Here is a 21,194-nt window from a genome sequence, read left to right as displayed (position 1 = left end):
CGACCATGAAGGACAAGCTCATGCCGCAGCCCACCACCCCACGAGTCGCCGTCGTCGGTGCCGGCGTCGCCGGCATTTCCGCCGCTTATCACCTGCGCGACCGCGCCCGGATCACCGTCTTCGAGCGGGAGGACCGCCTCGGCGGGCACGCCAACACCGTCGAGGTCGAGGAGAACGGGAGGATCCTCGGCATCGACACGGCGTTCGTCGTCTTCAACCGTCCCGCCTACACCAACCTCTGCGAGTTCTTCGACGAGCTGGGCGTGGACGCTGTCGAGCACCGTGGCGCCTTCAACTTCTTCGACCTCGACTCCGGTCTCGAGTACGGCACGAAGGAGCTCGGCCTCAGCGAGGAGGAGGTGGCCGGGCGCTACTCCGAGGAGTTCCTGACCATCTGGCGGGAGGCCAGGCGCTTCCACACCGAGGGCCGCAAGGACTTCGTCCGCAAGCGGGCCGACATTCCCCTCGGTGAGTACCTCGACCGCGGCGGATACAGCCAGGCCTTCCGCCACTCGTATGTGATCCTGCTCTGCTCCGCGGTCTGGTCGATTCCCGCCGAGCTGATCTGGGAGATGCCCGCGAGCACCGCGATCGCCTTCTTCATGGGCCACGACGAGGGTGGTCTGGGCGGCCAGCACGTCGACTGGCGGACCGTCGGCGGCGGTTCGATCTCCTACGTACGCAAGGCGATCGCCGCGATCGGCCCGGAGGTCCGCCTGGGTGAGGCCGTCCGTAGCATCCACCAGGAGGCCGACGGGGTCACGGTGACCACGGACAAGGGCAGCGAGACCTTCGACTACGTGGTCGTCGGCGCCCACGCGGACGAGGCGCTCGCGATGCTCGACAACCCCACCGAGCGCCAGCACGAGGTGCTCTCCAAGGTGGAGTACAACTCGTCCAAGGTCATTCTGCACACCGACCCCTCGGTGGTCCCCGAGGACAAGAGCCGCTGGGAGGCCTGGAACTACGGCAAGGTCGAGGTCGGCGGTCAGCCCAAGACGTATGTCGCGTACTACATGAACAAGCTGCACGGATTCACCGCCGAGAAGGACTACTTCGTCACCCTCGACTATCCGGGAGAGGTCGACCCGGCGACGGTGATCGCGGAATTCCCGTACACGCACCCGATCATCAATGTCGATGTGCGCGAAATGCAGAACGACATCTACAACGTCAACGAGGGAACCCGCGTGAAGCTGTGCGGCTCCTACTTCCACGCCAAGCGGCACGGCGTGGACCAGATCGGTTCGCACGAAGCCGGCTACTCCTCCGGAATGGAGATCGCGGCCCAGCTCATCCGCGAACTCTGAACCCCGCGCACAACAGTCGCCCCTGCGTACCGCATCCGGTACGCAGGGGCGATCGTGTTGTCCGGTGGTGTCCGGTGTGCCGGATCACACGCCGCCGGTGCGCAGAGCCTGCCCGCTGAGGATGTTCGTCAGATAGCCGACGGCCGACCGGGCCGTCTGCTGTTCTGCCTCGATCTGGTTCATCTCGTGGCGCAGCCGGTCGAGTTCGCGCACGCCGGCGCCGGGGGCCGTCACCCGGGCGCGCCTCCTGGCCTCCGGGCGTTCCGCCTCGTGCGCGAACAACGCGGGGGCCTGCACGCTGATCTGCTCAAGACGAGCGGTCAGCAGCGGGGTACCGCCGTGCGCCGCGGTCAGCCGCCGGCGGGCCCGCGTATAGACGCGGATCGCGTCTGCCCCGCGCCCGCAGCGGCACAGGGCCAGCATCAACTGGTCGAAGAAGCGCTCGCGCAGCGGGTGCGCGGCGGTCAGCTCCTCCAGCTCCGGGATGATGCGACGGTGCTCGCCGGTGCGCAGGGCGCAGTCGAAGAGGATCTCCAGAGCCTGCTGCCGCTCCTCCTCCAGCTGGGCGACCAGCGCGGCGCAGACGGGACCGTGGGAGCCGCCCTCCAGGGCGCTGCCGCGCCAGAGCCCGAGCGCCCTGCGCAGCGAGTCGTACGCGCCGCGCGGATCGTCCGGCGCCATGCGCCGGGCCTGTGTAACCGCCAGGCAGAACCGTGCGCTGTCGGTCTCCGCCGGGTGGGCCTCCAGCAGATATCCCGCCGCGCGGGCGACGATGCGCGGGGTGTTGGCCCGCTCGGGCTCCACCTCGAGGAGGACCTTGCGCAGCCCGGAGACATGGGCGTTGAGGGTGTTGCGCGCCTTCAGCGGGGGCAGTGCGCCCCACAGTTCCCGGATCAACCGCTCCCTCGGGACGGGGGAGTTGGGACGGGCGAGCAGAATGCCGAGGAGCCGCCGCTGCTTGGGGCTGGTCAGCGGGACGCGCCGGTGCCGCTTCTCGTCGTACAACTCGGGCGAGCCCAGAATCCGGAACTGCATGCTCTTGCCTCCCCGTGCGCCGTCCACGGCGTTCGCCGTGCTCTGCGTTCAGCTCACGAGCAGACCACCCGGCGGCACGCCGGGCCTGAGTCGTGGGTACTCACCTTCGCCCGCCGCGGGCCGGGTGAGCCGGGCCCCGGGGGGCACGTGACTTTCCAGCCATGTGAGTACTGATCACTCACGTAGGGGCGGGCGCGGCGTGGTGAAGTAGGCGAGGCGCCGGAAGCGCTAACAGCCGCGGTATCTGACGGTTGACTCGGCTTCCTGCGCGAGCCGGCGCAGGGCCAGCAGCGCCGGTTCGAGGAGGAACGTCAACAGGACGGCACGCTCGGCCTTTTCGATCGGCTCGGCCGGTTCCTGGAGCTGATCGAGATCCAGGGCAGCCGTCTTTTCGGCGAGCTGGGCGTAGGGAACAAGGGACTGCCAGTCGTAGTCCATACCGAGTGATCTGAGGGTGTGCAGTGTCTGGGTTATGACGTGCCGGGCGGGGTTGTGCTCCGAGACTTTCCAGCCCATCTCGGCGAGCAGCGCGCTCACTTCGGACGTGTCGGTGTCGGAGTCCTCCTCCTGGGCGGCATCCTTGGCGGCGGAGTCCCTGGCGCCGGATGCGGGCCAGACCCCGAAGACGAGCCCAAGCAGTTCATGGGTGTCCGTCTCGACCTCGGAGAGGGCGTCGAGAACATCCTTGGCGGCACTGACGGTCAGACCCCGCACCCCGATCAGGGCGCGGATCAGCCGGAGGCGCTGCACATGCGACTCCCCGTACTCCGCCTGGGTCGCGGCGGTGGCGCGGCCGGGGGGCAGCAGCCCTTCGCGCAGGTAGTACTTGATCGTCGCAGTGGCCACTCCGCTGCGGCGGCTCAACTCGGAAATTCTCACCTGGTCCCGCTTCCCACTGGCAATTGGGCAGCTCTACTGTCTAATATAGATACTGCCACTCACCAACTGTGGATGCGAGGATACCGTGCCGACTCTTCCGTGGACGACGCCGAACCCTGCCCGACCCAACACCCGCGCCTTCGTCATGGCCTCGCGTCTTGAGGTGAAGTCCAAGAAGGACGTACCGCGCTTCTTCCTGAAGTCCCTGTCCGCCTGGGGCCAGGTGCGGTCCGCGCCCGGAGCGCTCGGGGCGTCCCTGGAGGCCCAGCTGCTCAAGGGCGTCTTCTTCACCCTCTCGGCGTGGGAGGACAGGGACGCGCTGTACAAGTACGCGCGCACCGAGCCCCACAAGAGCGTGATGACGGGCCTGCGGTCCACGATGAGCGGTTCGACGTTCACCTTCTGGGAGGTGCCGGTGGAGGAGCTGCCGATCTCCTGGAAGGACGCGAAGCGCCGCATCGACGAGCAGGCCGTGGCGGACGCGAACCGCACCACCTGAACTCCCGGCCCGGGGCCGCCCCCGTCCCCGGGCCGGGTCACTCACGCCGGAGGGGCTGAATTTCAGCCCGTCCGGCGTTCGAGGACATGCGGCCGAAGGCCGTCAGGAGCTGTGTCGATGCGCGGCTGTGCCGCGTGTCCCGCCGCGGGCGCCCGCCTCAGGCAACCACCCGCGCCAGCAGGAACCCGTCCCAGCCCTTCGTCCCCACCGTCTGCACCGCCGTCGCCTCCAGCCTGTCCTCCCGCCCCACCAGCTCATACATCGCCCGCGTCCCCGCAATCGCCGGGTCCGCGCTGCCCGCGTCGACCACCGCCCCGCCGCGGATCGCGTTGTCGACGATGATCACGCTGCCGGGCTGCGTGAGCTTCAGCGCCCACTCCACGTAGTGCGCGTTGTTCTGCTTGTCCGCGTCGATGAAGACCAGGTCGAACGGCCCCGCCCCGGGCTCCTTCACGAGCTTCGGCAGGATCTCCAGCGCCGGCCCCACCCGGACCTCGGCGATCTTGTCGAGGCCCGCGTGAGCGAGGTTCGCAACGGCGACCTCCGCGTGGCCGGGGCTGTACTCAAGCGAGATCAGCCTGCCGTCCTCCGGCAGCGCCCTGGCCAGCCAGATCGTGCTGTAGCCGCCGAGCGTGCCGATTTCCAGCACCGTCCGCGCCCCCTGCATCCTGGCGAGCAGATGCAGCAGCTTGCCCTGGTTCGGCGCGACATTGATCGCGGGCATTCCGGCCGCGTCGCTCGCCGCGAGTGCGGCGGTCAGGGCTTCGTCGGCGGGTACGAGGAGATCGGTGACATAGCGGTCGACTGCGTTCCACTGCTCCTGGTTCATGGGCCCAACCTATTTCAGGGCGGCGGGCGTTTTCAGGGCAACGGCGGCGGTACGTACACGGGCGGCGGCACCACCACCGGCCTCCTCCGCCGTGCCGTCGCCCGCCACACCCACGCGGCCACCAGCACCACCAGGCCCCCGCCCACCGTCAGCAGCCACACCGGCACACCGCCCGCCACCAGCAGCTCGTCCTCGTACACCACCCGCCGGAACGGGGTGTCCGCCCCCGCCGCGCGCAGTTCATGGTCATCGTCGATCCGCCCCGGCTCGGGGAAGCTCTGATCCAGTGCCGTCAGGAAGGTCTCCCGGCCGCCGGTGAACCCGGCGAGCGGCCCGTTCGGCTCGATCTTCCCCGCGTACGTGACCTCCGGGCGCATCCCGCCGATCGAGCTCCGCGGCTCCATCCGGTGTGGTGCGAGCACGTACAGGCCCAGCGACTGCGCGGTCTTCGCGAGCCGCGACAGGCGCATCGGATAGATCAGCTTCTCGCTGGCGAAGCGCAGCCGCAGCGGGTCGAGTGTGCCGCGCAGCACCGCGCCCTCGGCCTCGGGCGCCAGCCGTACGGCGACGTACTCCCATTTCTGCTCGACGTACGGCTTCAGCTCGCGCGCCAGCCCGTCCGGCAGCTCGAAGCCGTTGTTCTCCAGCCAGCTTCGCAGCGCGCCCGGATCGGCCGCCGTCAGCCGTGCGACATCGAAGTCGCCGAGGCGCTCGCGCCCCACCACGCCCACCGGGGCTCCGGCCCTCGGCGCCTCAGCGGCCGCGCCGTCCGTGTCACTGCCCGTGAAGGGCCAGTCCCTGCCCCGTGGCCAGAAGTAGTACCGCTTGCGGTGTTCGGGCGCCGTGGCCGTCTCCAGCGCCTCGAAGAGGGCCGCGTCACCGAGTTCGACCGTCGCCCGGCTGGGCACCGGCATGATCCACGCGGCCTTCGGGGCGTCCCCGTCAACCGTGAAGCGCATGACGATCTGCTCCGTACGCCCGTCCCAGCCGATCACCGAGGTCTCCCGGTCGACCGCCATATGAGATCCGCTGTCCGGAACCATCGCACCGCAGCCGCAGGCGTACGCCGGGCTGATCAGCGATCCGAGCTGCAGCACGAGCAGCGCGAACACCACGAACAGCGCTTTCTGCCGCTTACGACCTGGTATGTGGCCAGGCCCGAAGTCTTGTATCTTCCCCCGCATGCCTGCTGTGACGACGTCGCGGACCACTCGGTTCCGGTGCCGTTCAGCGAGATAATCAGTCAAAACGGAGTGACACTCAGGCGAAGAGGGGGTTGCCTGAGTCTCCTTCATGGGGCAGTGCGACCCTCTATGGATCGCAAATCCGGGACGGACTGATCCTGGACGGACGACACAACACAGGGGAGGCTCGGCGCGACGTGGCGAACGCGGAGCACAGTGTGCACGGGAGTACGACCACGGACTCGAAGATGGGCGCGGCCAGGGCCGCCCTGTGGCTCGTAGCCGCCGTACTCGCGATACGGCAGACGGCAGCAGTGCTCAGGCAACCGCCGGGTGAGCGGCTCACCGACCTGGAGACCTGGATCGGCGAGAACGGTGTCCTGCATCTGAAGGGCTCGCTCTACGACACCGACAAGTTCACCGGCACGCCCTTCGCCGGGCTGGTGCTCAAACCCCTCGCACGCTCCGCCGAGCAGAGCCTCGGCGTCGCATGGACCTTCGGCACGCTTCTGCTGGTCGTCGGCATCGGCCTGGTCGTGGCCCGCGCGCTGCCGGGCCCCGTGTCGCGCCGAAGCACGGTGCTCGCCGCTCCTGTCGCCATCAGCCTGCTGATGCTGTCGCTGCCCGTACGCAACAGCTTCTATCTGGGGCAGACCAGCATCATCCCGGTCCTGCTGGTGCTGCTCGGCTGCTTCGCCGCCCGCGACGAGAGAACCTCCGGCGTACTGATCGGTGTCGGCGCCGCCCTGCAGCCCACCGTCCTGCTCTTCGCGCCCCTGCTGTGGTTCACCGGACGCAGACGCACCGCCGTCACCTCGGCCGGAACCTTCGTGCTGTGCTCGGGGCTCGCCTGGGCCATGCTGCCCAGCGACTCGTGGACGTACTGGGTCCACCATGTCGCGGGCGCCGGGCTCGGCGCCCGCCCGGACAGCCTCGCCAACCAGTCCCTCCACGGAGCCCTCCTCCGCTTCGGCCTGGAGGGCCCCCTCGAAATCGCCGTCTGGGTCGCGCTCGCCGCCGCCGTCTCCTTCGTAGGCCTGCGCCGCGCCGTCCGCTACGCCCAGGACGGCCAGTTGCTTCTCGCCGTCGCCCTGACGGGCTGCGTGGCCGTCGCCGTCTCGCCCACCGCCTGGCAGCACCAGCTCCTGTGGGTGCTGCTCGCCGTCGTCGGCCGCGTCGGCAAGCGCGCGTCCGACCGCATGCTGTGGCCGGTCCTGATCATCATGGCGATGACCCTTCCCGGGACGATGCTGCTGCCCAACATGCCGGTGCTCCAACCCGTACGCGACAACGTCCTGCTGGCAGCGGCGCTCGCCGCGGCATGCGCCGTGCCGTTCCTGCCGCGCACCTCGCCGCACTTCCGCAGGCCCGTCCCGACCCAGTACGCGATCCCGGCGCCCGCCCACTGGAGCCGGGTGCCTCTGCTGCCCTACTGGCGGCGGGTGATCAGCCGCCCCAACCTGCTGCTCGAACTCCTGGTGATCCGGGTTGGCTACTCCGCGTACTCGCACATCCGCGCCGCCGCGACGGGCGGCGTCGCATCGGCCGAGGAGCACGGCCGCCAGATCGCCGGCATCGAGCGGGCGCTCCACATCGACATCGAGCACTGGATCAACCACGCGGTGCTGGACACGAAGTGGGCCGAGACCTTCTTCAACTTCTACTACACGTCCTTCCACTTCGTGGTGCCGCTGACCATCCTCGGTGTCCTGTACGCCCGCCGCCCCGCCGACTACCGCTGGGCGCGCGCCTCCCTCGCCTTCGCCACGCTTCTCGCGCTGCTCGGCTTCTGGCTCTACCCGCTGGCCCCGCCGCGCCTGATGCCCGGCATGGACTTCGTCGACACGGTCCACGGCCCGCAGGACCTGGCCAACCCGGACTACGGGGCGATGACCGCGGTCACCAACCAGTACGCGGCGATGCCCTCGCTGCACTTCGGCTGGTCGCTGTGGTGCGGGCTCGTCATCGTCGTCCTCGCGCCCAAGCTGTGGATGAAGCTGCTCGGCCTGCTCCACCCGCTGTTCACCGTCTGTGCGATCGTCGCCACGGCGAACCACTGGGTTCTGGACGCGGCGGGCGGCGCCGCGGTCGTCGGCGCGGGCTTCGGCCTGACGTATCTGCTGGCCGGACGCCGGCAGCTGAGGCTTCCGGGAGGCGCACTGCCGCGCGCGAGGGCCGACGCCGCCGCGCAGCCGGAAGAGCCGGTCGCGGCCGCACCGAAGTAGTACGCGAAGACGCGTGGCCCCAGGGAGCACGGGAAGTCCCGTACCCCTTGGGGTGGATCGTCGCGTTCTTGCCAGGATCCGCCCACGGCGCCGGTTTCGCCACTCGGGGACGGAGCGGCTGCGCCAGGGCGTTGTGGCGGGAGGCAGGGGCGGGGCGTGGGATCGGAGCCCCTGCCTCCCGCGCCTGGGGCGCGCCCCAGGCGCGTCAGCCGTGGCTGACCTGGAGCTCCTTGATGCCGTTGAGCCAGGCCGAGCGCAGCCGGCGGGGGTCGCCCGCCAGGCGCAGTCCGGGCAGAACGTCCGCTATGGCGTTGAAGATCAGGTTGATCTCCATGACGGCGAGGGACTTGCCGAGGCAGAAGTGCGGGCCTCCGCCGCCGAAGCCGAGGTGCGGGTTCGGGTCGCGGGTGATGTCGAACTGCCCGGGAACGTCGAAGACTTCGGGGTCGTTGTTGGCCGACGAGTAGAAGAGCCCGACCCGGTCGCCCTTCTTGATCTGCGCTCCGCCCAGTTCGAGATCCTGGGTGGCGGTGCGCTGGAAGGAGACGACGGGTGTCGCCCAGCGCACGATCTCCTCGGCGGCGGTCTCGGGGCGTTCGCGCTTGTAGAGCTCCCACTGCTCGGGGTGGGTGAGGAAGGCGTGCATGCCGTGGCTGATGGCATTGCGCGTCGTCTCATTGCCGGCCACCGCCAGCAGGATCACAAAGAAGCCGAACTCGTCGTTGGAGAGGTTGCCTTCGTCCTCCGCGGCGACCAACTGGCTGACGATGTCCTTGGCCGGACACTCCTTGCGGGCCGCGGCGAGGTTCATCGAGTACGAGACGATCTCCATCGCCGCCTCGGCGCCGATCTCCTCGGTGATCGCGTACTCGGGATCGTCGTAGGCCGCCATCTTGTTGGACCAGTCGAAGATCTTGGCGCGGTCCTCCTGCGGTACGCCGATGAGCTCGGCGATCGCCTGGAGCGGGAGTTCGGCGGCGATATTGGTGACGAAGTCGAAGCTGCCGTCGTCCTTCGCGCCTGCCGGCGCGGTCTCGACGATGGTGCGGGCGCGACTGCGCAGGGCCTGTTCCAGGGAGCGGACCGCCCGCGGGGTGAAGCCGCGCTGGACGATCTGGCGTACGCGGGTGTGCTCCGGCGGGTCCATATTGAGCATGATCAGCTTCTGGACCTCGATCTGGTCGCGGCTGATGGACTCGTTGAAGCGGATGACGGCCGTGTTGGTGTTGGAGGAGAACAGTTCGGGATGTGTGGAGACGTGCTTGACGTCGGCGTGCCGGGTAACGACCCAGTAGCCCTCGTCCTGGAAGCCGGAGATGCCGGCCGGCTGCGTGCACCACCAGACCGGGGCGGTCTGCCGCATCTCGGCGAACTCCGGGTGGGGAATGCGGGCTTGGAGCAGATCGGGATCGGTGAAGTCGAACCCTTCGGGCAGATGGGGGCAGTCCTTCGGCAGCTTCAAGGTCAACTCCAGGTCTGGCGGCGGTGTCAGCGAACACGGATTTCTCTGACGACCCATCAGAAGTTGACCGAAAGGTAGTAACGAGTTCTACAAGTGGCAAGGGTCGTGGCGGGAACTGTTGCCGCCGGTACTCGCAGCAGTGGCGTGCAAGAGTCTTGCGTACCGGGGGTAACTCTCATCAGACTGCACGGGGAACTAGAACGCGTACTAGTTCCAGCCGTGGGGCGCCGGGACGCCCGGCGGCTGTGTGAGGAGAGGACGAGCTCATGGCCGCGGAACCCGTCATCGTCGAAGCAGTACGCACTCCGATCGGCAAGCGCCAGGGCGCGCTCGCCAACCTCCATCCCGCCTACCTCCTGGGCGAGACCTACCGCGAACTCCTCGGCCGCACCGGCATCCACGCCGACTGCGTCGAGCAGGTGGTGGGCGGCACCGTCACCCACGCCGGCGAACAGTCCATGAACCCCGCCCGCAACGCCTGGCTGGCGATGGGGCTTCCGTACGAGACCGCGGCGACGACCGTGGACTGCCAGTGCGGATCCTCGCAGCAGGCCAGCCACATGGTCGCCAACATGATCTCGGCCGGCGTCATCGACATCGGCATCAGCTGCGGCGTCGAGGCGATGTCGCGGGTGCCGCTGGGGAGCGGGTCCAAGCACGGGCCCGGAAAGCCCTTCCCCGACGAGTGGAACGTCGACCTGCCCAACCAGTTCGAGGCCGCCGAACGCATCGCGCGCCGTCGCGGACTCACCCGCGAACGGGTGGACTCCCTGGGGCTGTTGTCCCAGGAGCGGGCGGCCGTCGCCTGGGCCGAGGAGCGCTTCAAACGCGAGACGTTCGCCGTGCAGGTGCCGACGACCGAGGAGGAACAGGCCGCAGGGCAGGGCATGTGGCGCCTCGTCGACCGCGACGAGGGGCTGCGGGACACCAGCATGGAGGCACTGGCCGGACTGAAGCCCGTCATGCCGACCGCCGTGCACACGGCGGGCAACTCCTCACAGATCTCGGACGGCGCGGCGGCGATCATGTGGGCGTCGAAGCGGATGGCCCGCGCGCTGAAGCTCAAGCCGCGCGCGCGGATCGTCGCGCAGGCACTGGTCGGCGCGGACCCGCACTACCACCTGGACGGCCCCGTCGACGCGACGCGGGCGGTGCTCGGCAAGGCGGGGATGTCGCTCAGGGACATCGACCTGGTGGAGGTCAACGAGGCCTTCGCGTCAGTCGTGCTGAGCTGGGCTCAGGTCTTCGAGCAGGACCTGGAGAAGGTCAATGTCAACGGCGGCGGGATCGCCCTCGGGCACCCGGTGGGGGCGACGGGGGCGCGGCTGATCACGACGGTCCTGCATGAACTGGAGCGCAGGGACAAGGAGTTCGCTCTGGTCACGATGTGCGCGGGAGGTGCGCTGGCGACCGGCACGATCATTCAGCGCCTGTAGCTGTCCGCGCCTGGCTCCGCCCGGCGGACAGGGCTCAGTACCAGCCCTGGGACTGCCATGCGGACCAGGCGCCGCACGGGCTGCCGTAGCGGTCGTTCATGTAGTCCAGGCCCCACTTGATCTGCGTCGCGGGGTTGGTCTTCCAGTCCGTGCCTGCGGAGGCCATCTTGCTGCCCGGCAGTGCCTGGACCAGGCCGTACGCGCCGGAGGACGGGTTGGAGGCGTTGGCGTCCCAGCCGCTCTCGTGCGACACGATGTTGCTGAAGCACTGGAACTGGCCGTCGTCCTTGATCATCTGCTGCGCGATCGCCCGCGCGGACCCCGTCTGCGCGGGAGCGGCGGCGGCCGAGGCCGGGTTGGCGCCCAGCACCATGGCGGCGGAGCTCACCACGAGCGCGGAGCCGACCAGGGCGGTCTTCGGACGGTCGGCGATGCGGCGGATGATCGAGCGGGACACAAAGACTCCTGACGTCGGGAACAGGGCGGTCGCGCGGGCATGCCGGACTCTCGTGTCTGCGAGGGGATTCCGGCCGCCCGGTGGCGCGATCCGGCTCTGTGGAGCCCGTCGGCGCCTTGCGACCTGAACAGTTCTAGCGACGGGTTCAGCTCCTGGCAACGAGCGTTGTTACTAGTGGAGGTCGCACCCGTGCCGAAACGGCAGGGGGGCTTGACGGGGAGCGTTCGCACAGGCCACGGACGCAAAGGGAGGGTTTGTCCGGGGTGTCGGGAGACTCCTGATCCGCCTAGTACGGGACCTGGGCCGTGTGGGGCGGCTCACCCCGGAGGGACCCTTCCGGGGGCCTCGAATGTGACCTGCGCCTCGAAATTGGCGCGTCGCGTGGCACGGCGCAGTGCCTTGAGGACGGTGGAGCCGATGGTGAGGGTGAGTACGACGGTGAGAGCCGCGCGCCCCAGGTCCCAGCCGAAGGAGGTCGCGGCGCAGTAGGTGAGGAAGCGGACCAGGTTCTCGTGGACGGGATCGCCGGGGTGGAAGGAGACCCCGGAGGACAGGCCGCCGATGTACGTCCAGCCCTGCAGGTTCATCACCGTGCCATAGGCGAACGCGGCGAGTGCCCCGTAGAGCCCGAGCATCGCCAGCTCGGCCCGGCCGCGCAGACGGTCCGGGCCCGGCAGGAGCCCGGCGCCCATCGTGAACCAGCCCATCGACAGCATCTGGAACGGCATCCAGGGGCCCACACCGCCCGTGAGCAGGGCGGACGCGAACATCGTCACCGAGCCGAGGACGAATCCGAAGCCCGGGCCGAGGACCCGGCCGCTCAGCACCATCAGGAAGAACATGGGCTCCAGGCCCGCCGTGCCCGCGCCCAGGGGCCGCAGCGCGGCGCCGACCGCCGCCAGCACGCCCAGCATCGCCACCGCCTTGGCGTCCATACCGGTGTCGGCGATGGTCGCCACGACGACCGCCACGAGCAGCGGCAGCAGCGCGGCGAAGAGCCACGGGGCGTCGGCGGAGTGGGCCAGCCCGGAATCGGCGTCGGCGAGCAGCGGCCAGCCGAAGGCGATCACACCGATACCGCCGATCAGGGCGAGGGCGGCGACGGAACGCGGGCCGAGCCTGATCGCGGGGGCGCTCACAGGGCCTCCTCGACCTGGGTGACGGTCAGCCACGGCTGAGGAGCCAGAATCTTGGCGACCTGCGGCGCGAAGGCGGGCGAGGACACGACGACATCGGCGGTCGGGCCGTCCGCCACGACCTCGCCGTCGGCCAGGATCACCACGCGGTGCGCGAGCTCGGCGGCCAGCTCCACGTCATGGGTGGCCAGGACGATGGCGTGGCCCTCGGCGGCGAGGCCCTTCAGCACGGCGACCAGACGAGCCTTCGCCGCGTAGTCCAGGCCACGGGTCGGCTCGTCGAGCAACAGCAGTGGGGGCCTGCCGGTCAGGACGACGGCCAGCGCGAGCGCGAGGCGCTGCCCCTCGGACAGGTCGCGGGGGTGGGCGGCGTCCGCCACACCGGGAAGCAACTCACCCACCAGGTCACGGCAGGTGCCGGGCGCCGCGCCCGCGTCCGCGTCTGCGGCCGCACACTCGGCGCCCACGGTGTCCGCGTACAGCAGATCGCGCGGCTCCTGCGGTACGAGACCGACGCGGCGGACCATCTCGCGCGGGTGGGTGCGGTGGGGCGTGTGCCCGCCGACCAGGACGGTGCCGGAGGTGGGCTCGATCATGCCGACGAGGGCGGCGAGGAGAGTGGACTTCCCTGCGCCGTTGCGTCCCATGAGCGCGACGGCCTCGCCTGAGCCGACGGTGAGACCGACATCACGCAGAGCTTCGACTCGGTCACGGCGGACGGTGAGGGCGGTGGCGTGCGCGAGCGGGCCGCCCCGGGTGCCCTCAGGGGCCGGCCGGGAAATCCAGGCCCTTGGGCGCTTGAGAAGCGGGATTCGGGGCCGAGCCCCGGCCGGGTCTGGGGCGGAGCCACGGCTACGGGGAGGGGCGGGGCGAGGGAATGAACCCTCCAGGCGCTCCCGCAGGCCCGCCGCCCGCCGCCTCGCATCCCGTACCGACAACGGCAGCGGATCCCACCCCGCCAGGCGGCCCAGGCCCACCACCGGGGGGTGGACGGGGGAGACGGCCATGATGCCGGCCGGTGTCCCCACGACCGGTGCCTCGCCCGCCGCGGGCAGCAGGATGAGCTGGTCCGCGTACTGCACCACCCGCTCCAGCCGGTGCTCGGCCATCAGCACAGTCGTACCGAGGTCGTGGACGAGCCGCTGCAGCACCGCCAGCACCTCCTCCGCCGCCGCCGGGTCCAGCGCCGACGTCGGCTCGTCGAGGACCAGCACACTGGGATGCGGGGTCAGCACCGAGCCGATGGCGACCCGCTGCTGCTGGCCGCCGGACAGCGTCGCGATCGGCCGGCTGCGCAGTTCGGCCAGTCCGAGAAGGTCCAGCGTCTCCTCGACACGTCGGCGCATCACCTCCGGCGCGAGACCGAGCGACTCCATCCCGTAGGCCAGCTCGTCCTCGACCGTGTCGGTGACGAAGTGGGCGAGCGGGTCCTGGCCCACCGTGCCGACGAGGTCGGCGAGTTCGCGGGGCTTGTGGGTGCGGGTGTCGCGGCCGCCGACGGTGACGCGCCCGCGCAGTGTGCCGCCGGTGAAGTGCGGGACGAGCCCGGACACGGCGCCCAGAAGGGTCGACTTGCCGACGCCGGACGGGCCGACGAGCAGCACCAACTCGCCCTCGGGGACGGTCAGATCGACGCCCCGGACTGCCGGCGCGTCCGCGTCGCCGTAGGTCACCGACACATCTTCGAAGCGGATCACGGTTTCTCCTGCGAGAGCTGCGAGGGTTGCGCGGGGGCGGGAGCGACGAAGGCGGGCAGCAGGCCGATCATGATGCCCATCGCGGGCCACAGGGGGAGCGTGGGCGCGGTCAGCGGTACGACGCCGGGGTGCAGTGCCTCGGGGTCGTACGCGTTCGCCCGGATCATCAGCAACGCGACCGCCGCGCCGGAACCGGCGACCAGCCAGGCCCGCAGCCCCCAGCGGTCGGGGCGGTAGCGGGTGCGTACGGAACGGCGGCCGCCGAGCCAGAGGCCACCCGCCGCCGCCGCGAGCCCTGCGACCAGCAGGGGCACCCCGTAGGCGAGGCTCGTCGGGTCGAGCAAGCCGTACGAACCGGCACAGACGCCGAGGAGTCCGCCGAGGGTGAGGGCGGTGGTGGTGTGCCGGACGGCGGGCGGAACCTGGGCACTGCGCCCGTATCCGCGCGCGTCCATCGACGCGGCGACGGCGACGGAGCGCTCCAGCGCGCCCTCCAGGACGGGCAGCCCGATCTGAACGAGTGCCTTGATGCCGCCGGTGGGGCGTCCGCGCAGTCGGCGGGCGGTGCGCAGGCGCACGATGTCGGCGACCATGTTCGGCGCGAAGGTCATGGCGACGACGACGGCGACACCGGCCTCGTACAGCGCGCCCGGAAGGGACTTGAGGAGGCGCGCGGGGTTGGCGAGGGCGTTGGCCGCGCCGACGCAGATGAGGAGGGTGGCGAGCTTCGCGCCGTCGTACAGCGCGAAGACCAGCTGCTCCGCCGAGACCCGGCCGCCGACGCGGATGCCCTTCGCCCAGTCGGGGAGGGGGACTTCGGGCAGGGTGAGGAGGGTGTGCGTACCGGGGATCGGCGATCCGAGGACGACGGAGAACAGGACGCGGACGGCGATGACGACAAGGCCGAGCTTGACGAAGGCGCCGTAGGAGCGGGCCCAGGGCGCGTCGGTACGGCGCGCGGCGACGACGTATCCGGCGACACCGACGATGAGCCCGAGGAGCAGCGGATTGGTGGTCCGCGACGCGGCGACGGCCAGCCCGAGGGCCCAGAGCCACCATGCCCCGGCATGCAGGGCGTTGCTGCGGTCGGCCTCGGGCGCGCGGAGCCTCGGCCGGCGGGGGTGGCGGGGTTCGGCGTCCGCGGTGCGGGCCGACCGTAGGGTGCGGGATCCGGGCCCCTTACGGGCTCGACTCCTCGGCGTCGGCGGCAATGAGGCGTCCGCGTTGAGTACCCGGTCTTGGCCGCCAATCGCCTGCGGGGACGACCCTTCACGGCCCCTTCCCCTGCCGTGGGGCTGCGTGCGCGGGGGTTCGCCCGCGAGACCCACTACCGGCAGCAACCACCAACGCCCCCTGGCAGACGTCCACCACGAACCCGGGTGCGAGCCCGGCCGCAGGCCGGGGGTCGTCGTCATCGCCTTCGGCGACGGGACTGCCACACCGCCGCCGCTCCCAGCGCTGCCACCGCCGCGATGCCCGCGACGACGCCGACCGACGGGCCGCCATCGTCCTTGCCGCCCGCCGAAGGCTTCGGTGATGCGGACGACTTCGGCTCGGACGGTGCGACCTGTTCGCCGCAGCCCGTCTTCGGGTAGCCCGAGATCGCGCACAGCAGCGCCTCGCTGTTGTAGCGCAGCGGCTTCGCCACCGACGCCAGCGCTTCCGCGCTCGTCGCGTCCTTCGGCACCTGCGCGCACGCCACCCTCAGCGTGTGCGGCGTCTCACCCGACGGGGCGTCCGCCGGGGTGCCGGAGTCGATGACGAGGGCGATCCGCTTGGCGTCCGCCTTCGCGGGCGTACCGGCGCAGATCGCCGCGAAGTCGGGCGCCCTGCGCGGCCGTGCCGAGTCCGCGCCGTCCTCGCTCACCGAGAAGCGGAAGCCGTTCACCGCGCCGTCCTCGGGCCGAGCCGTGGCCGGGCCCTCGGTGGCGTAGGTCCAGGTGTCGCCACTGCTCTGCCAGAACGACCAGTAGCGGTACCCGGCCGCCTGCGCCGGCCCCGCGCCCAGCACTGTCAGCGCGGCGCCGAGCGCGAGGACCAGGGAGAGAAGTCGCGTACGCATCAGCGCTGCTGGTTCTTCCGGCGGCCGCTGATCAGGATGCCGACGCCTATGCTCGCGACGAAGAAGACGCCGACGATCCACCAGGCAGACATGTCGGAGTCGGAGTCGGCGGCGGGGGCCTTCGTCTCGGCCACCGCGGCCTTCTGAGGCGCGGGGCCCGTCGCGTTCAGGCCCGCCACCAGGTCCGTACCCCCGAAGGTCTTCGGGTCCCCACCGGCCGCGTGAGCCGCGAAGATCAGCTGTGCGTACGCCGCCGGACCCGCGCCCTTCGCCCACGCCGCGGAGTTCTTTTCCAGCCACTGAAGCGGCTGCTTCGCCTGGTCGCCCAGGCCCTGCGCGCTGAGCGCCACGACCGCGTCCGCCGTGTTCCCGAAGTCCGGCTTCTCGGCAGGGTCCTCGGAGCCCGGCATCGGGGGAGTGTTGAGGTGGCCGGTCTTGGCGAGCGCGTTCGCCAGGTAGGCCGCGCCGTTGTGCGCGGCACCCTCGACCGTCGTCGACGACGTCTCGCAGACCGTCCCCTTCGCGTCCCTCGCGCCTGCGGTGGCGACGAACGTCATGCCGTGCGCCCCGAGGACCGCCGCCGCGGTCGAGTCCGCGACGATTCCCGGCTGCTTCGGCTGGTAGACGAACGCGCCGCCGTTCTTCCCGCCGCACGGCTGCGCGAACGTCAGCAGCGCGTCGTACGGGGTCTTGCCACCCTTCGACTTCACCCCTTCCGGCTTCTCGCCCGCCGCCGCCAGTGCGCCGATCACGATCGACGTGGAGTTCGCGTCGCTGGCCCCGCCGGGGTTGTAGCTCCAGCCGCCGTCCGCGTTCTGTACGGACTTCAGCCAGCCCACCGACTTCTTCACGGCGGCGTCCTGCCCGCCGAGCGCCGCGAGAGCCTGCACCGCGGCCGCGGTGGCGTTGGAGTCCAGCGGCAGCTTGGCGTCGCACGGCTTGGCCGTGTCCGCGCGGTACGAGGGGAAGGCCCCGCCGTCGCACTGCTGTCCGGTCAGCCAGTCGACCGCCTTCGCCGCGGGCCGCACGCCCACGGTGTCCTGCGCGAGCAGGGCGAGCGACTGCCGCCAGACGCCGTCATAGGTCGGGTCGCCGGTGCCGTACAGACCCGAGGGGACCGGGGGCGTCGGCGTCGGCGCCGCGACGGCAGCGGGGGCAGCGGCCACGCAGAGTACGGCGGATGCGGCGAGCGCGGCTGCGCTGCGGCGAACGGTCATGGCGGGCGGTGCCTCTCCACTGGGGAGCCGGGCACAGGCGCGCTCGGGCACCGGGGCTCCGGCTCCGTATTCCTCGACGGTGCCGGCCACCGGCGGGCTGCCGGTGGCGCGAGCCGGTCACACGTGTGTACGGGGCATTCCGACTCACCGCCTGCGACGGCGGCTCACGGTTGCGGGTCAGTGCCGGATTTGCACCGGCTTTCCCCCGTACGGGTGTGATGACGACGCGCTCACTGTACCCGGCGGTCACCAGCACCCGACGGGGCGCATCCCCCGGCGCACGGCCGCGCGGAAAGGTCCGCGGCGCGCGGCTGCCTGGTGCGACGACCCCGGTCAGACCGCCACGTACGAGGTGGGGGCACCGGCCGTCCGCACCTCGGCCCGTCCCAGCTTCACCAGCCTGCGCAGATGCGCCTCCGCCTCCGAGACCGCGATGTTCCGCGACCCGTACGGAATCCGGTCCCAGGGCCGATTCCACTCCATGCGCTCGGCGACCTGCCACGGGGTGAGCGGCTCGGCGAGCAGCGCGAGCAACCCGGCCAGACGCTCCTCGTGGTGGGCGAGCAATTCCCGTACGCGGGAGGCCGCGTCGGGGAAGGCGTACTGGTGCGCCGGGAGCACTTCGGCAGGGGCGAGGCGCCCGATGCGTTCCAGCGAGTCGAGATAGTCACCGAGCGGGTCGGCGACGGTGGCGTCGTCCGGGTCCTCGTACAGGCCGATGTGCGGGGTGATCTCGGGCAGCAGATGGTCGCCGGAGAACAGCCTGCCGTTCCCGGGCCGGTTCGCGGGATGGTCCTCCTCCAGGTGCAGGCAGACGTGTCCGGGCGTGTGCCCCGGCGTCCAGATCGCGCGTAGCCGTCGCCCCGCCAGATCGAGCAGCTCACCGGGCACGATCTCCCGGTCGGGCAGGGCGGCCCGCAGTCCGGGCAGCGTACGCATCCGCCCCGACGCGCGGGCCTCGCGCAGCGGGCGGGTGTGCTCGTCGGGCGCACCGGCTCTGGTGAGCTTGTCGGTCAAGTAGTCGAGCCAGACCTCGGGTTCGGCCTCGCGGATCCGCCGCACGACGGCACTGTCGGCGGCATGCATCGCGACCCAGGCCCCGGACGCCTCACGCACCTGCCCGGACAGTCCGTGGTGGTCGGGATGGTGATGGGTGATGACGACGCCGTGAACATCACCGACGCCGACCCCGAGGGAGCCGAGCCCGGCGACGAGGGTGTCCCAGGAGGCGGGGTCGTCCCAGCCGGTGTCGATGAGGACGGGTCCGCGGTCGGTGTCGAGGAGGTGGACGAGGGTGTGGCCGAGGGGGTTGTCGGGGATGGGCACCTCGATGGACCAGACGCCACCGCCGTGGTCGATCACCGGAGTCATGAGGCTCTCATCTCTCGTCGGCGGCAGGGCCATTGCTCACTATAACTAGAACTGGTATCAGTTCTGAAACTGCGTCAGAAGCGTCGGCCCCCCGGGAGGCAGCAGCCATGACCGAGCTTGTCGAACACGGAAAGCTGTTCATCGGCGGGGAGTTGACCGATCCCATCGGCGGCGACGCCATCGAGGTCGTCTCGCCGCACACCGAGCAGGTCATCGGGCGTGTGCCCCACGCCTCCCGGGCGGATGTCGACCGTGCCGTGGCCGTCGCGCGGGAGGCGTTTGATCACGGGCCGTGGCCGCGCATGGCCCTGGAGGAGCGGATCGGCGTCGTGTCGCGGATCAAGGACGCCATCGCCGTACGGCACGAGGAGATCGCCCGGTCCATCAGCTCGCAGAACGGCTCCCCGTACTCCTGGAGCGTGCTCGCGCAGGCGCTCGGCGCGATGATGGTCTGGGACGCGGCCATCACCGTCGCGCGCGGTTACGAGCACGAGGAGCGGCGGGCCGGGGTGCTCGGGCCGATTCTGGTGCGGCGGGAGCCCGTTGGGGTCGTCGCGGCCGTCGTGCCGTGGAACGTGCCGCAGTTCACCGCCGCCGCCAAGCTCGGGCCCGCGCTGCTCGCCGGTTGTGCGGTCGTGCTCAAGCCGTCGCCCGAGTCGCCCCTCGACTCGTACATCCTCGGGGAGATCGCCAAGGAGGCCGGACTGCCGGACGGTGTTCTGTCGATCCTGCCCGCGGACCGCGAGGTGAGCGAGTATCTGGTCGGGCACCCCGGGATCGACAAGGTGTCCTTCACCGGGTCCGTCACCGCGGGCAAGCGGGTCATGGAGGTCGCCTCCCGCCATCTGACCCGCGTCACCCTGGAACTCGGCGGAAAGTCGGCCGCCGTGATCCTGCCGGACGCGGATCTTGAGTCGGCGGTCGCCGGGATCGTGCCCGCGGCCTGGATGAACAACGGGCAGGCGTGTGTGGCCCAGACCCGTATCCTCGCGCCGCGCAGTCGCTACGACGAGATCGCCGAGGCGTTCGCTGCCGCCGCCTCCGCGCTGGTGGTGGGGGACCCGCTCGACCCGGCGACCCAGGTCGGGCCGCTCGTGGCCCGCCGTCAGCAGCAGCGCTCGCTCGACTTCATCCGGATCGGCCAGGAGGAGGGCGCCAGGATCCTCACCGGCGGCGGCCGGCCGGCCGGTCTCGAACAGGGCTGGTACGTCGAGCCGACCCTCTTCGGGGGGGTCGACAACTCCATGCGCATCGCCCGCGAGGAGATCTTCGGGCCGGTCATCTGTCTGCTGCCCTACGGCGACGAGAGCGAGGCCGCGAAGATCGCGAACGACTCCGACTACGGGCTCAGCGGCAGCGTCTGGACGGCCGACGTCGAGCGCGGCATCGACTTCGCGCGGCAGGTCAGGACCGGGACGTACAACATCAATACGTTCAGTCTCGACATGCTCGGTCCGTTCGGCGGCTACAAGAACTCGGGCCTGGGGCGGGAGTTCGGGCCCGAGGGGTACGGCGAGTACCTGGAGCACAAGATGATCCATCTGCCCGCCGGACATGGAGAGAACTGATGGGGGACCGCTGGCACGTCGACGTCGACCGGAGCGTGTGCATCGGCTCCGGCATGTGCGTGGGGCACGCTCCGGACGGCTTCAAGCTCGACTCGGGGCGGCAGTCGCATCCGCGGGCCGAGGAGACCGACGCCAATGAGCGGATCCTCGCGGCCGCGGAGAACTGCCCGGTCGAGGCGATCGCGATCACGCTGTTGGAGAGCGGGGAGCCGGTCTTCCCGCCCGAGGAGTAGCCCAGCAGCGGCGAGCCGGTGGTGCTCAAGGAGGCGCGGCCCCATGCCGGACTCGCCGCCGACGGGGCGGACGGCGTCACGCGGCTGGAGCGCGAGCGGGCCGCGCTGGCCGCCGTCGCCGGACGGCTGGCGGACCCCGACGCGGGCGCCGTCCTCATCGACGGCGTCCCGCTGCCCTCGCTCTCCGGCGAGTGCTGCTGGTCACCGCGCCCTGGCTGCTCACGCGCGGCGTGAGCGCGGGCGCGCTGGTCGGCGCCCTCGCCCTGTCTGAGCCAGTCCCTGCTGCCCGCCCTGCAGTCGCTGATGCAGGGCCTCGGGACATCAGGCGCGCGGCTCACGGTCGTGCTGCGCCGTACGCACCGCCGAGGGGGCGCGGCGGCCGGGCGCCGTATCCCCGACGGGAGGAGCGAAGCACACGCACTCCCCCGTAGCCCTTCGGGCACGGGAGGTGCCCCCACGCTGCGTTGTCGTCAGTCGCCTACGCTCCGCGTGGGCTCTCCCCCTGCCTTCGGCGGGGGGACCCCCATCCTGCGGCCTGCACCTGCACGCACCGCGGTGACTCAGCCGCTCCGCGGGCGGGCCGCTCACTGATCC

The 21,194-nt window shown here is 70.9% G+C and carries 19 protein-coding genes and 1 riboswitch; of the genes, 7 read left to right on the top strand and 12 right to left on the bottom strand.

Translation table 11 applies throughout. From position 1 onward, the window contains the following. Window positions 1–5 precede the first annotated feature (5 nt). A complete protein-coding gene (locus tag FBY35_RS28475; RefSeq protein WP_142216825.1) occupies window positions 6–1,310 on the top strand; it encodes an NAD(P)/FAD-dependent oxidoreductase in 1,305 nt (434 codons plus the stop codon). An 84-nt stretch (window positions 1,311–1,394) separates the two neighbouring features. On the opposite strand, the gene FBY35_RS28470 is transcribed toward FBY35_RS28475, so the two are convergent. Together FBY35_RS28470 and FBY35_RS28465 are read right to left on the bottom strand one after the other, a co-directional pair. Further along, a complete protein-coding gene (locus tag FBY35_RS28470) occupies window positions 1,395–2,345 on the bottom strand; it encodes an AfsR/SARP family transcriptional regulator (protein WP_142216824.1) in 951 nt (316 codons plus the stop codon). 228 nt (window positions 2,346–2,573) lie between these two features. After that, a complete protein-coding gene (locus FBY35_RS28465) occupies window positions 2,574–3,224 on the bottom strand; it encodes a MerR family transcriptional regulator (protein WP_142216823.1) in 651 nt (216 codons plus the stop codon). Window positions 3,225–3,309: 85 nt separating this feature from the next. Here FBY35_RS28465 and FBY35_RS28460 point away from each other — a divergent pair, with 85 nt between their 5' ends. Continuing rightward, on the top strand, window positions 3,310–3,723 hold the full coding sequence (locus tag FBY35_RS28460; protein ID WP_142216822.1) for a DUF3291 domain-containing protein: 414 nt from the start codon (window positions 3,310–3,312) through the stop codon (window positions 3,721–3,723). Between the two features lie 157 nt (window positions 3,724–3,880). Here the strand turns inward: FBY35_RS28460 and FBY35_RS28455 are convergent, their stop codons facing one another. Then, entirely contained in the window at window positions 3,881–4,552 is a 672-nt protein-coding gene (locus tag FBY35_RS28455) for an O-methyltransferase (RefSeq protein ID WP_142216821.1), read from the bottom strand. 32 nt (window positions 4,553–4,584) lie between these two features. After that, window positions 4,585–5,667, bottom strand: a complete 1,083-nt coding sequence (locus FBY35_RS28450) for a DUF2330 domain-containing protein (RefSeq protein WP_260848842.1) — start codon at window positions 5,665–5,667, stop codon at window positions 4,585–4,587. Between the two features lie 266 nt (window positions 5,668–5,933). Between FBY35_RS28450 and FBY35_RS28445 the strand changes: the two genes are divergently transcribed. Next, entirely contained in the window at window positions 5,934–7,961 is a 2,028-nt protein-coding gene (locus FBY35_RS28445) for a bifunctional glycosyltransferase 87/phosphatase PAP2 family protein (RefSeq protein WP_186357087.1), read from the top strand. Window positions 7,962–8,166: 205 nt separating this feature from the next. Here the strand turns inward: FBY35_RS28445 and FBY35_RS28440 are convergent, their stop codons facing one another. Further along, window positions 8,167–9,423, bottom strand: coding sequence for a cytochrome P450 (locus FBY35_RS28440; RefSeq protein WP_313904713.1), 1,257 nt, complete (start codon window positions 9,421–9,423; stop codon window positions 8,167–8,169). A gap of 266 nt (window positions 9,424–9,689) precedes the next feature. On the opposite strand from FBY35_RS28440, the gene FBY35_RS28435 reads away from it, so the two are divergent. Next, window positions 9,690–10,859 (top strand): steroid 3-ketoacyl-CoA thiolase, encoded by a 1,170-nt coding sequence (locus tag FBY35_RS28435; RefSeq protein WP_142216819.1) that lies wholly within the window; start codon window positions 9,690–9,692, stop codon window positions 10,857–10,859. 34 nt (window positions 10,860–10,893) lie between these two features. Here FBY35_RS28435 and FBY35_RS28430 read toward each other — a convergent pair whose 3' ends face one another. From FBY35_RS28430 to FBY35_RS28400, 7 genes are all read right to left on the bottom strand, one after another. Next, window positions 10,894–11,316, bottom strand: coding sequence for a lytic transglycosylase domain-containing protein (locus FBY35_RS28430; RefSeq protein WP_260848841.1), 423 nt, complete (start codon window positions 11,314–11,316; stop codon window positions 10,894–10,896). Between the two features lie 317 nt (window positions 11,317–11,633). Beyond that, entirely contained in the window at window positions 11,634–12,488 is an 855-nt protein-coding gene (locus tag FBY35_RS28425; protein ID WP_142216818.1) for an ECF transporter S component, read from the bottom strand. Next, a complete protein-coding gene (locus tag FBY35_RS28420) occupies window positions 12,452–14,149 on the bottom strand; it encodes an ABC transporter ATP-binding protein (protein WP_142216817.1) in 1,698 nt (565 codons plus the stop codon). Before FBY35_RS28420 ends, FBY35_RS28425 begins: the two co-directional genes overlap by 37 nt. Next, complete coding sequence (locus tag FBY35_RS28415; RefSeq protein ID WP_399209018.1) at window positions 14,146–15,360, bottom strand: energy-coupling factor transporter transmembrane component T; 1,215 nt, start codon at window positions 15,358–15,360, stop codon at window positions 14,146–14,148. The genes FBY35_RS28420 and FBY35_RS28415 overlap by 4 nt, the downstream gene beginning before the upstream one ends. 200 nt (window positions 15,361–15,560) lie before the next feature. Further along, window positions 15,561–16,211 (bottom strand): SCO2322 family protein, encoded by a 651-nt coding sequence (locus tag FBY35_RS28410; protein ID WP_142216816.1) that lies wholly within the window; start codon window positions 16,209–16,211, stop codon window positions 15,561–15,563. After that, complete coding sequence (locus tag FBY35_RS28405; protein WP_142216815.1) at window positions 16,211–17,428, bottom strand: prenyltransferase/squalene oxidase repeat-containing protein; 1,218 nt, start codon at window positions 17,426–17,428, stop codon at window positions 16,211–16,213. Before FBY35_RS28405 ends, FBY35_RS28410 begins: the two co-directional genes overlap by 1 nt. A gap of 111 nt (window positions 17,429–17,539) precedes the next feature. Next, a riboswitch (cobalamin riboswitch) is annotated at window positions 17,540–17,674 on the bottom strand. Between the two features lie 87 nt (window positions 17,675–17,761). After that, window positions 17,762–18,799 (bottom strand): MBL fold metallo-hydrolase, encoded by a 1,038-nt coding sequence (locus FBY35_RS28400; RefSeq protein ID WP_142216814.1) that lies wholly within the window; start codon window positions 18,797–18,799, stop codon window positions 17,762–17,764. A 107-nt stretch (window positions 18,800–18,906) separates the two neighbouring features. On the opposite strand from FBY35_RS28400, the gene FBY35_RS28395 reads away from it, so the two are divergent. From FBY35_RS28395 to FBY35_RS28385, 3 genes are read left to right on the top strand one after another with little or no spacing between them, the layout of a single operon-like run. Beyond that, window positions 18,907–20,367 carry an aldehyde dehydrogenase gene (locus FBY35_RS28395; protein ID WP_142216813.1) on the top strand — a complete coding sequence of 487 codons (1,461 nt, stop codon included), beginning with the start codon at window positions 18,907–18,909 and terminating at the stop codon, window positions 20,365–20,367. Beyond that, window positions 20,367–20,600, top strand: a complete 234-nt coding sequence (locus FBY35_RS28390) for a ferredoxin (protein WP_142216812.1) — start codon at window positions 20,367–20,369, stop codon at window positions 20,598–20,600. Before FBY35_RS28395 ends, FBY35_RS28390 begins: the two co-directional genes overlap by 1 nt. 18 nt (window positions 20,601–20,618) lie before the next feature. Next, window positions 20,619–20,834 (top strand): hypothetical protein, encoded by a 216-nt coding sequence (locus FBY35_RS28385; protein ID WP_142216811.1) that lies wholly within the window; start codon window positions 20,619–20,621, stop codon window positions 20,832–20,834. Window positions 20,835–21,194: the final 360 nt, after the last annotated feature.

Origin of the sequence: Streptomyces sp. SLBN-118, from assembly GCF_006715635.1 — a bacterium.
In the GTDB taxonomy this organism is placed as follows: Bacteria; Actinomycetota; Actinomycetes; order Streptomycetales; family Streptomycetaceae; genus Streptomyces.
The sequence above is the reverse complement of the archived record's forward strand: the minus strand, read 5'-3'. Positions and strand labels throughout refer to the sequence as shown.